Annotated in this window: 11 protein-coding genes; 9 read left to right on the top strand and 2 right to left on the bottom strand. The window is 70.7% G+C overall.

Annotated features, from left to right (window positions below; all coding sequences use genetic code 11):
* The 3 genes from ABZT49_RS30005 to ABZT49_RS29995 form a co-directional block, all read left to right on the top strand.
* A partial coding sequence (locus ABZT49_RS30005) for a hypothetical protein (RefSeq protein ID WP_355291668.1) occupies positions 1–278 on the top strand: 278 nt, incomplete at its 5' end.
* A gap of 48 nt (positions 279–326) precedes the next feature.
* Positions 327–989, top strand: a complete 663-nt coding sequence (locus tag ABZT49_RS30000) for an HAD-IA family hydrolase (protein ID WP_355291666.1) — start codon at positions 327–329, stop codon at positions 987–989.
* Positions 990–1032: 43 nt separating this feature from the next.
* Positions 1033–1821, top strand: coding sequence for an ATP12 family protein (locus ABZT49_RS29995; protein ID WP_355291664.1), 789 nt, complete (start codon positions 1033–1035; stop codon positions 1819–1821).
* 275 nt (positions 1822–2096) lie between these two features.
* On the opposite strand, the gene ABZT49_RS29990 is transcribed toward ABZT49_RS29995, so the two are convergent.
* Complete coding sequence (locus ABZT49_RS29990; RefSeq protein WP_355291662.1) at positions 2097–2387, bottom strand: hypothetical protein; 291 nt, start codon at positions 2385–2387, stop codon at positions 2097–2099.
* Positions 2388–2479: 92 nt separating this feature from the next.
* Positions 2480–2791: a hypothetical protein gene (locus tag ABZT49_RS29985; RefSeq protein ID WP_355291660.1), complete on the bottom strand. Its 312-nt coding sequence runs from the start codon at positions 2789–2791 to the stop codon at positions 2480–2482.
* Between the two features lie 444 nt (positions 2792–3235).
* Between ABZT49_RS29985 and ABZT49_RS29980 the strand changes: the two genes are divergently transcribed.
* The 6 genes from ABZT49_RS29980 to sucD all read left to right on the top strand — a co-directional run bounded on the left by ABZT49_RS29980 (position 3236) and on the right by sucD (position 9578).
* The gene (locus tag ABZT49_RS29980) at positions 3236–4426 is read left to right on the top strand and encodes an aminotransferase class V-fold PLP-dependent enzyme (protein WP_355291657.1); all 1191 of its coding nucleotides are present in this window, start codon (positions 3236–3238) and stop codon (positions 4424–4426) included.
* Positions 4427–4758: 332 nt separating this feature from the next.
* Positions 4759–5697, top strand: coding sequence for a D-2-hydroxyacid dehydrogenase (locus ABZT49_RS29975; RefSeq protein ID WP_355291655.1), 939 nt, complete (start codon positions 4759–4761; stop codon positions 5695–5697).
* Between the two features lie 183 nt (positions 5698–5880).
* Entirely contained in the window at positions 5881–6741 is an 861-nt protein-coding gene (locus ABZT49_RS29970; protein WP_355291653.1) for an NADP-dependent methylenetetrahydromethanopterin/methylenetetrahydrofolate dehydrogenase, read from the top strand.
* A complete protein-coding gene (fchA, locus tag ABZT49_RS29965; protein ID WP_355291651.1) occupies positions 6741–7370 on the top strand; it encodes a methenyltetrahydrofolate cyclohydrolase in 630 nt (209 codons plus the stop codon). Before ABZT49_RS29970 ends, fchA begins: the two co-directional genes overlap by 1 nt.
* 126 nt (positions 7371–7496) lie before the next feature.
* Positions 7497–8666, top strand: a complete 1170-nt coding sequence (locus ABZT49_RS29960) for a malate--CoA ligase subunit beta (RefSeq protein ID WP_355291649.1) — start codon at positions 7497–7499, stop codon at positions 8664–8666.
* 12 nt (positions 8667–8678) lie between these two features.
* Positions 8679–9578: a succinate--CoA ligase subunit alpha gene (gene sucD, locus ABZT49_RS29955; protein ID WP_355291647.1), complete on the top strand. Its 900-nt coding sequence runs from the start codon at positions 8679–8681 to the stop codon at positions 9576–9578.
* Positions 9579–9792 lie beyond the last annotated feature (214 nt).

Raw genomic sequence — 9792 nt, 5'->3', positions numbered from 1 at the left:
GGTTCAGAGGTGTAAAAGAGACAGCGTCGGCCCGGCCGGATGGGCGCCACCAGGACGGCCGCGCGGCGCCGGCGGAGGGGAGCGCTCCGGCCGCCCGGCCAGCGACGCCCGAGCGCGCGGCGACGCCCCGGCGGCGGCGCCCGAGCTACGCCGCCTGCAACCGCGCCTCGCAGCGGCGCAGCCTCAAGGGCGGTGCGCGACGCCGCTTCCTGATCCGCTGCCGCCTGGGCTATGAGCGGATCCAGCCGGGCCAGCAGCCGGCCCGCGCCAAGCCCTGAGGGCCGCCGGGCCGCCCCCGGCGCGACAGCGAGGCGACCCGTACCCCCATGGTTCTCATCGTCTTCGACGTCGACGGCACCCTCGTCGACAGCCAGCACATGATCGTGGCAGCGCAAGGAGAGGCCTTCGCATCGGTCGGGCTGCCGGCGCCGAGCCGGGAGCGCTCGTTGTCGGTGGTCGGGCTATCGCTGCCGCAGGCCTTCACCGCCCTCGTCGGCGCCGACGGGCCGGTGGTGGCGCTCTCAGAGGCCTACAAGCAGGCCTTCGGTCGGCTGCGGGCGCGGGCCGAGATCCGCGAGACGCTGTTTCCCGGCGCCGCCGCCCTGCTCGCGCGGCTCAACCGCGAGCCGGCGGTGCAGCTCGGCATCGCCACCGGCAAGTCCCGTCGCGGCGTCGACCATCTTCTCAGCCTCCACGGCTGGGAGGGCTGGTTCGCGACCGTGCAGACCGCCGACGACGCCCCCTCGAAGCCGCATCCGGCGATGCTCGAACAGGCAATGGCCGAGACCGGCGCCGCACCGGCCGGGACGATCATGATCGGCGATTCGACCTACGACATGGTGATGGCGCGGGGTGCCCAGGTCTCCGCCCTCGGGGTCGCCTGGGGCTATCACACGCCGGACGCCCTGCGGGCCGCCGGGGCGCATGCGGTGATGGAGAGTTTTTCGGAACTCGAATCCGCCCTGCTCGCCCGGATCGCGGCGGCCTGAGAGCCGTCTCGCAACCGCCGCCCGGAGGCCCTATCTTCGTCCCATGACCAACGACGTGACCCGCGACTGGCTCGGGGATCCGGAGGCTCAGCCCGACCCGGTCCGCGCCGCCCGCCAATCCGCCAAGCCCGCGCTGCCGAAGCGCTTCTACACCGAGGCCGGCATCGCCGAGGCCGAGGACGGCTACCGCCTCGTCCTCGACGGCCGCCCGGCCCATACCCCCGCCCGCCGCCGCCTCGCGGTGCCGCAGGCGGCGCTCGCCGCGGCGCTCGCCGAGGAGTGGGGCGCGCAAGCCGAGTTCATCGATCCGGCGCGGATGCCGCTCACCCGCCTTGTCAACTCGGCCCTCGACGGGGTGGCCGAGCGGCGCGAGGCGGTGATCGACGACCTCTCGGCCTATGCGGGCACCGACCTCGTCGTCTACCGCGCCGGCGATCCGGCCCGCCTCGTGGCCGCGCAAGCCGCGGCCTGGGACCCGGTGCTCGATTGGGCCCGGGAGGCGCTCGGCGCCCGGTTCATCCTGAGCGAGGGGGTGATGCACGTCACCCAGCCGGCGGAGTCGGTCGCTGCCCTGCGGCGCGCCATCGAGGCGGTGGACACCCCGACGGCGCTGGCCGGCCTGCACTCGATGACGACCCTCACCGGGTCGCTGCTGATCGCGCTCGCCGTCCTCCACGGCCGCCTGACGCCGCAGGAGGGGTGGGCGGCCGCCCATGTCGACGAGACCTTCCAGGCCGAGGTCTGGGGGCAGGATGCGGAGGCCGGGGAGCGCCTCGCCAAGAGGCGGGCCGAGTTCGAGGCCGCGGCGCGGGTGGCGGCGTTGAGCGCCTGACACTCCGCTCGATGGGGGCTGACCGCAAGGCAGCCCTCACTGTCATCCCGGGGCCGCGCAGCGGAACCCGGGAACCATAAACGCTGAGGTTTCAGGGCGAGGCGGAACGCATCGAGCCGGGTTCTGCACCGTCAGCGGTTATGAATCCCGGGTTCTCGCCTTCGGCGAGCCCCGGGACGACGGGCAGAGATGTCGGTATGCGTATCGGTTCAACACCGATGCAACCCGTCACACAGCTCCACGTGACCCGGGCCGGTTGCCCTGGTCAAATTTCGTTACTTCTTCAGCGTACCGGTGGCGATGTCGGCGTTCGGGTCGATCATCTGCGGCACCGATGGGCCGAAGGCCACGAGGCCGCTGGTGTCGATGCCGCGCACATCCACCTCGGCGCCCGGCGCCATGCGGGGCAGGGCGGAGAAGAGCGGCATGCCGGCCGGCACACTCTGTGTGAAGCCCGGGACGTCGAGGGCCGGGATGCCGGCCTGATCGAGGCTGGTGCCCTCGGCGCGCGCGGCCGCGGAGCCGGCCAGGACGAGGCCGGCCGCGATGACGGTCTTGAGAAGCATCTCGAGCACTCCGGTGCGGGGCGTGTCTTGCCAAAGCGTTGCTTGCCAAGACAATGCGCGAACCCCGGCTCTGGTTCTCAAGAAAAAGCGGATCAGGCGGCCTGCCACGCTTCCACGGTCGCGGCAGCGGCCGGGAGCTGGTGGAACAGGTGGAAGCCGCAGGTCTCGGCGCCGCGCTCCGCCATCTCGGCCGAGAAGCCGGGCGGCGCCGCGGACGGGGCGTCGATGCTGCCCGCGAAGGTCCAGGCCTCGCCGGTGACGAAGGCCGGCACCGGAAAGTCGTTCGGCACCGCGCAGACCAGGTCCGGCTCCGCGCGCCGGCGAAACAGGTTGTAGGTCGGCCAGCGCCGCACCGTGCGCGGCCGCGCGCGTGTGAACCCTGAGCCCACGCTGGTCGCGGTCATGTGTAGTCTCCCCCCGGGTCCGACCCGTTGCATCGTTGGGCCGATGCATATCCGTCGTGATCGGAACCGCTGATCACATTCGATAATGTTTGCGGCTTTTGTGAGCAATACTGCCGATACGGCGAAGCCTAGATTAGGCCGTGCGGCGGAAGGCGCAGCCGCCTACCCCTTTCGGCCAAGCTGTCCGGCGGGTTTCAAATTTTTCGAAGGTGAGGCTCAGTTTTTTCAGTTTTCCTTGTCGCGTAGGCGCCCGCATAGTCGCCCTCGACACGGCGATCCGGGGCAGCGGGCGGCGGCGAGACGCCGCCTGCTCTTCGGGTCTACCGCGCCCGCGCCGATCAACCCGAGCGATCCGTCACGAGATGGCCGGCGGCGCGCAACCAATTCACGATACCGGACGGGCTCCGTCCGGATGGGTCAGCCCGCAGGGCCGGAGGAGACACCATGGCTGGATCGAGACGCCCGGGACGCAACTTCCTCTTCGTTCCGGGCCCGACCAACGTGCCGGAGCGGGTCCAGCGCGCGATGATCGTGCCGATGGAGGACCATCGCTCACCCGTCTTCCCCGAGCTGGTCCTGCCGCTGTTCGAGGAGACGAAGAAGATCTTCAAGTCCCGCGACGGCCAGGTCTTCCTGTTCCCGTCGAGCGGCACCGGCGCCTGGGAGGCGGCGCTCACCAACACGCTCTCCCCCGGCGACCGGGTGCTGGCGCCGCGCTTCGGCCAGTTCAGCACCCTGTGGATCGACCTCGCCCAGCGGGTCGGCCTCGACGTCGTGGTCCAGGACGAGGAATGGGGCACCGGCGCCGATCCGGCGCGGATCGAGGAGGCCCTGCGGGCCGACCGCGAGCACCGGATCAAGGCCGTGCTGGTGGTCCACAACGAGACCGCCACCGGCGTCACCTCCAACATCGGCGCGGTGCGCCGGGCGATCGACGCGGCGGGCCACCCGGCGATGCTCTACGTCGACGGCGTCTCGTCGATCGGCAGCATCGACTTCCGGGCCGACGAGTGGGGCGTCGACTGCGCCATCACCGGCTCGCAGAAGGGCCTGATGCTGCCGGCGGGACTCGGCATCGTCTGCGCCAGCAAGCGCGCGCTCGAGGCCGCGAAGACCGCCGAGTGCCGCCGCGCCTATTTCGAGTTCTCCGACCAGCAGAAGGCCAACGCCACCGGCTACTTCCCCTACACACCGCCGCTGCCGCTGCTTTACGGCCTGCGCGAGGCCCTGCGCTGCCTGGAGGAGGAGGGGCTGGAGCAGGTCTTCGCCCGTCACCGCCGGCTCGCCGACGGCGCCCGCGCGGCGGTGCGGGCCTGGGGGCTGACCCTATGCGCCAAGGACCCGCAATGGCACTCGGACACCGTGAGCGCCGTGATGGTGCCCGAGGGGATCAACGGCGCCGAGGTCATCAGCCTCGCCTATCGCCGCTACAACCTCGCCCTCGGGGCCGGCCTGTCGAAAGTGGCGGGCAAGCTCTTTCGCATCGGCCATCTCGGCGACCTCAACGAGCTGATGCTGCTCGGCGCCCTCTCGGGGGCCGAGATGGCGATGCGCGATGCCGGCATCCGCATCGAGCCCGGCAGCGGCGTCGCGGCGGCGCAGGAGCACTTTCGGGAGACGCGGGTGGGGGAGTGAGTGGCGGGTTTTCCCTCCCCCCTCTGCGGGGGAGGGTGGCCTACGGAGTAGGCCGGGAGAGGGGCAGCGCGACGCTGGTCCAGTTGGCGCCCGTTACATGGTCGCGACATCTCCGGAAGCGGCGTCCCCTCTCCCGACCCGGCCTCACGGCCGGGCCACCCTCCCCCGCAGAGGGGGGAGGGATGAGCCCGCGCTCTGCTTTCGCCGGACAATCCTGCGCTCGCGGGGAGACGAGAAACCCGCAACCGACCTCTAAACCCGCTGCCACACCCCCACCCTCCGTGCCATTCTGCCGTGCCATGCCCCGCCATGCCGGGGTGCCGGAGACCGACATGTCCCACCGCATCGTCTTCCTCGACCGCGAGACCCTGGACGCCGAGTTGCGGCGCCCGAACTTCCCGCACGATTACGTCGAGCACGCCGTGACGGAGCCCGGGGAGATCGTCGCGCGGCTGCAAGGCGCCGACATCGCCATCATCAACAAGGTGCCGATGCGCGAGGAGACCCTGTCCCAGCTGCCGGACCTGAAGCTGATCGCGGTCGCGGCCACCGGCACCGACGTGGTCGACAAGGCCGCCGCCAAGGCGCGCGGCATTACGCTCGTTAATGTCCGCAACTACGCCTTCAACACCGTGCCGGAGCACGTGATCGGGCTGATCTTCGCGCTCCGCCGGGCGATCGTGCCTTATGCCAACTCGGTCCGGCGCGGCGACTGGGGGCGGGCCCGGCACTTCTGCTACTTCGACTACCCGATCCGGGACGTCGCCGGCTCGACCCTCGGCATCGTCGGCTACGGGGCGCTCGGCAAGTCGATCGGCCAGCGGGCGGAAGCGCTCGGCATGCGGGTGATCGCCTACGACGTGATGCCCCAACCCGGTCTCGTCGACCTCGACACGATCCTGCGCGAGAGCGACGTGATCACCCTGCACGCGCCGCTGACGCCGCAGACCCGCAACATGATCGGCCGGGACGAGCTGGCGCGGATGAAGCGCGACGCGATCCTGATTAACACCGCCCGCGGCGGCCTCGTCGACGAGGCCGCCCTCGCGGAGGCGCTCACCGCCGGGACGATCGGCGGCGCCGGCTTCGACGTGCTGACCAGCGAGCCGCCGCGGGACGACAACCCGCTGCTCGCCCTCGACCTGCCGAACCTCATCATCACCCCCCACGTCGCCTGGGCCAGCAAGCAGGGCATGCAGATCCTCGCCGACCAGGTCATCGACAACATCGAGGCCTTCGTGGCCGGCCGGCCGCAGAACGTGGTGGAGTAGGGCGGGACGGGGCGCTGGAGAGCCTCACGACCGCGCGGCGATCGCGAAGCTCTCTAGGTCTTTGATTTCGCCGCATTTTCTTCGACGAACCGGTTTCCACTTCGTCGGAAAATGCTCTAACCCGCTCTCGCAAACCAACGGAGACCCCGCGCAGGCGGCACGCCCGCGGCGGAGAGGACGACGATGAAGAAACTCCTGTTCCAGTTCGACACCGACCCGATGCCCAGCGTGTTCGACGTGGTGGTGGGCTACGACGGCGGCGCCGACATCATCACTGGCTACCCCAACGTGACCCCGGAGAATGTCGGGGCCCTCGTCGACGGCACGATCTACACCCGCGGCGGCGCGGAGAAGAAATCGACCGCGATCTTCGTCGGCGGCGGCAGCATGGCGGCCGGCGAGGCGGTGTTCAAGGCGGTGCGCAAGCGCTTCTTCGGCCCGTTCCGGGTCTCGTGCATGCTCGATTCGAACGGCTCGAACACCACCGCGGCGGCGGGCGTGGCGCTCGTCGCCAAGGCGGCGGGCTCGCTCCAGGGCAAGCGTGCGGTGGTGCTCGCCGGCACCGGCCCGGTCGGCATGCGCTCGGCGGCGCTCCTCGCGAAGGAAGGCGCCAGCGTGACCCTCGCCGGGCGTAACCTCGCCAAGGCGGAGGAGGCCGCCAAGGCCATCGAGACCCGGTTCAAGGTCGCGATCCGGGCGATCGAGACCCCGGATGCCGAGTCCCGCGGGGCGGCAATCAGCGAGGCCGACGTCGCGTTCTCGGCCGGCGCGATCGGGCTGGAGCTGGTCTCCGAGGCGCAGTGGCAATCCGCCAGGAGCCTCGCCTTCATCGCCGATTACAACGCCCAGCCGCCGCTCGGCTTCGGCGGGATCGAGGCGACCGACAAGGGCAAGGACCGCCATGGCAAGACCGTGTTCGGCGCGCTCGGCATCGGGGGCCTGAAGCTCAAGCTGCACCGGGCCTGCATCGCTAAGCTGTTCGAGAGCACCGACTTGGTCCTCGACGCGGAAGAGATCTACGCGCTCGCGAAAGAGATGGCGTGATGACGGCTTCTGAGGACACGATCCCGGGCTTCCTCGACGCACTGGCGAGCGAGCGGCCGACCCCCGGCGGCGGCGGCGCGGCGGCGATTTCCGGCGCCATGGGGGCCGCCCTGGTCTCGATGGTCTGCAACCTCACCATCGGCAAGAAGAAGTATGCCGAGGTCGAGGCCGAGATGATCGCGACCCGCGACCGCGCCGAAGCCTTGCGGGCCGAGCTCACCGGCATGATCGCCGAGGACGTGAGCGCCTTCGACGCGGTGATGGGCGCCTACGGGCTGCCGAAGGCGACCGACGACGAGAAGGCGGCCCGCGCCGCCGCGATCCAGGACGCCCTGCGGCTCGCCACCGACGTGCCGCTCGCCTGCGCCAGGACCTGCCGGGCGGTGATCGACCTCTGCGAGGGCATCGCCGAGCGCGGCAACCTCAACGTCGTCAGCGACGCGGGCGTCGCCGTGCTGGCCGCCCAGGCCGGCCTGCGCAGCGCCGCCCTCAACGTCTACGTGAACGCCAAGGCCATCGAGGACCGGACCTTTGCGGAGGATCGCCTCGCCGACCTCGCCCGGGCGCTCGACGGGGCCGACGCCCTGACCGAGCGGGTCTACGGCCTGGTGAAGTCGAAGCTGACCTGACGGTCGGCGCGCCTGGCGCAATAACCGGGCGACCAGTCAAAGCAACGCACCGAGCTTTCAGCCGGGCGCGGGGAATCCCCTCGCGCCCGGAACAGGGAGCCTTTGCCCAAAACCCAGGAGGACGCCATGGACGTGCACGAGTACCAGGCCAAGGAGCTGCTCGCGAGCTTCGGCGTGCCGATCCCGAAGGGTGCCGTGGCGTTCAGCCCGGACCAGGCGGTCTACGCCGCGACCGAGCTCGGCGGCGGGCACTGGGCGGTGAAGGCGCAGATCCATGCCGGCGCCCGCGGCAAGGCCGGGGGCATCCGCCTCTGCCGCACCACCCACGAGGTCCGCGACGCCGCGACCGACCTGTTGGGGCGCCGCCTCGTCACCCACCAGACCGGCCCCGAGGGCAAGCCGGTGCAACGGGTCTATATCGAGACCGCCGACCCGTTCGAGCGCGAGCTCTATCTCGGCATCGTCCTCGACCGGAAGGTCGAGCGGGTGCGGGTCGTGGCCTCGAAATCCGGCGGCATGGACATCGAGGAGATCGCCGCGACCGATCCGGAGGCCTTGCTCCAGGTCGTGGTGGAGCCCGCGGTCGGCCTCCAGCCCTTCGAGGCGCGGGAACTGGCTTTTCAGCTCGGCCTGAACATCAAGCAGGTCGGCGCTGCCGTGAAGACGATCATGAGCGCGTACCGCGCGTTCCGCGATTGTGATGCCGTGATGCTGGAGATCAACCCGCTGGTCGTGACCCGGGACGACCGGGTGCTGGCGCTCGACGCCAAGATGTCGTTCGACGACAACGCGCTCTTCCGGCGCCGCAACATCGCCGACATGCACGATCCCTCGCAGAGCGACCCGCGCGAGGCCCAGGCCGCCGAGCACAACCTGAACTACATCGGCCTCGACGGCGAGATCGGCTGCATCGTCAACGGCGCCGGCCTCGCCATGGCGACCATGGACATGATCAAGCATGCCGGCGGCGAGCCGGCGAACTTCCTTGATGTCGGCGGCGGCGCCTCGCCGCAACGAGTCGCGACGGCGTTCCGCCTCGTCCTCTCCGACCCGAACGTGCGGGCGATCCTGGTCAACATCTTTGCCGGCATCAACCGCTGCGACTGGATCGCCGAGGGCGTCGTCCAGGCCGCCCGCGAGGTGAAGATCGGCGTGCCGCTGGTGGTGCGGCTCGCCGGCACCAACGTCGAGGCCGGCAAGGCGATCCTGGAGCGGAGCGGCCTCGACCTCATCACCGCCGACACCCTGACGGAGGCCGCCGAGAAGGCGGTGGCCGCCATCCGCACCCAGAACTGAGGGGAGCGTCCGATGAGCATCCTGATCGACGAGACGACCCGGATCCTGGTCCAGGGCATCACCGGGGACAAGGGCAGCTTCCACGCCCGCGAGATGATCGAGTACGGCGGCAAGGTCGTGGCCGGCGTCACCCCGGGCAAGGGCGGGCGCAGCGAGCACGGCGTGCCGGTCTTCGACACCGTGCGCCAGGCGGTGCAGGAGACCGGTGCCGAGGCGAGCATCACCTTCGTCGCCCCGCCCTTCGCCGCCGACGCCATCATGGAGGCGGCCGATGCCGGCATCCGGCTGATCTGCTCGATCACCGACGGGATTCCGGCGCAGGACATGATGCGGGTCAAGCGCTACCTGCGGCGCTACCCGCGGGAGCGCCGGCCGATGGTGGTGGGGCCGAACTGTGCCGGCATCATCTCCCCCGGCAAGGCGATGCTCGGCATCATGCCGGGCCATATCTACCTGAAGGGCAATGTCGGGGTGATCTCCCGCTCCGGGACGCTGGGCTACGAGGCCGCGGCGCAGATGAAGGCGGTGGGCCTCGGCATCTCGACCTCGGTCGGCATCGGCGGCGATCCGATCAACGGCTCGTCCTTCCTCGACCACCTCGCCCTGTTCGAGGCCGATCCCGACACTGCCGCCGTGCTGATGATCGGCGAGATCGGCGGGCCGCAGGAAGCCGAGGCCGCGGCCTGGATCCAGGCCAACATGAGGAAGCCCGTGGTCGGCTTCGTCGCCGGGCTCACGGCGCCCAAGGGCCGCAAGATGGGGCACGCCGGCGCGATCATCTCGGCGGCCGGCGACAGCGCCGCCGAGAAGGCCGAGATCATGCGCTCCTTCGGCCTCACCGTAGCGCCGAGCCCGGGCGCGTTCGGCACCACCATGGCGCAGGTGATGGCGGAACGCCGCAAGGCGGCGTGAGCGGTCGCTCATAGGGCGCGGGATCCCCTCTCCCGTGTGGGAGAGGGGTAGGGGTGAGGGTGACACGCTTCCGCACAAAGCTCGAACCGTCGTGCTGGCAGCGGACCGGTCAGAGCCTGACTCACAGCCGTAGCACCCTCACCCCCGGCCCCTCTCCCACACGGGAGAGGGGAGACAGCGCCACACCCTCGACACCCCTCCCTCGATCCCCACG

The organism is Methylobacterium sp. EM32, from assembly GCF_040593685.1.
Classification (GTDB): domain Bacteria; phylum Pseudomonadota; class Alphaproteobacteria; order Rhizobiales; family Beijerinckiaceae; genus Methylobacterium.
Note: the sequence above shows the minus strand (reverse complement) of the source record. Positions and strands in the feature narration are given on the sequence as shown.

Bases quoted from the DNA above. Each gene is read 5' to 3' on its own strand.
- ABZT49_RS30000 (WP_355291666.1), top strand. From the start codon at position 327: ATGGTTCTCATCGTCTTCGACGTCGACGGCACCCTCGTCGACAGCCAG.
- ABZT49_RS29995 (WP_355291664.1), top strand. From the start codon at position 1,033: ATGACCAACGACGTGACCCGCGACTGGCTCGGGGATCCGGAGGCTCAG.
- ABZT49_RS29990 (WP_355291662.1), bottom strand. From the start codon at position 2,387: ATGCTTCTCAAGACCGTCATCGCGGCCGGCCTCGTCCTGGCCGGCTCC.
- ABZT49_RS29985 (WP_355291660.1), bottom strand. From the start codon at position 2,791: ATGACCGCGACCAGCGTGGGCTCAGGGTTCACACGCGCGCGGCCGCGC.
- ABZT49_RS29980 (WP_355291657.1), top strand. From the start codon at position 3,236: ATGGCTGGATCGAGACGCCCGGGACGCAACTTCCTCTTCGTTCCGGGC.
- ABZT49_RS29975 (WP_355291655.1), top strand. From the start codon at position 4,759: ATGTCCCACCGCATCGTCTTCCTCGACCGCGAGACCCTGGACGCCGAG.
- ABZT49_RS29970 (WP_355291653.1), top strand. From the start codon at position 5,881: ATGAAGAAACTCCTGTTCCAGTTCGACACCGACCCGATGCCCAGCGTG.
- fchA (WP_355291651.1), top strand. From the start codon at position 6,741: ATGACGGCTTCTGAGGACACGATCCCGGGCTTCCTCGACGCACTGGCG.
- ABZT49_RS29960 (WP_355291649.1), top strand. From the start codon at position 7,497: ATGGACGTGCACGAGTACCAGGCCAAGGAGCTGCTCGCGAGCTTCGGC.
- sucD (WP_355291647.1), top strand. From the start codon at position 8,679: ATGAGCATCCTGATCGACGAGACGACCCGGATCCTGGTCCAGGGCATC.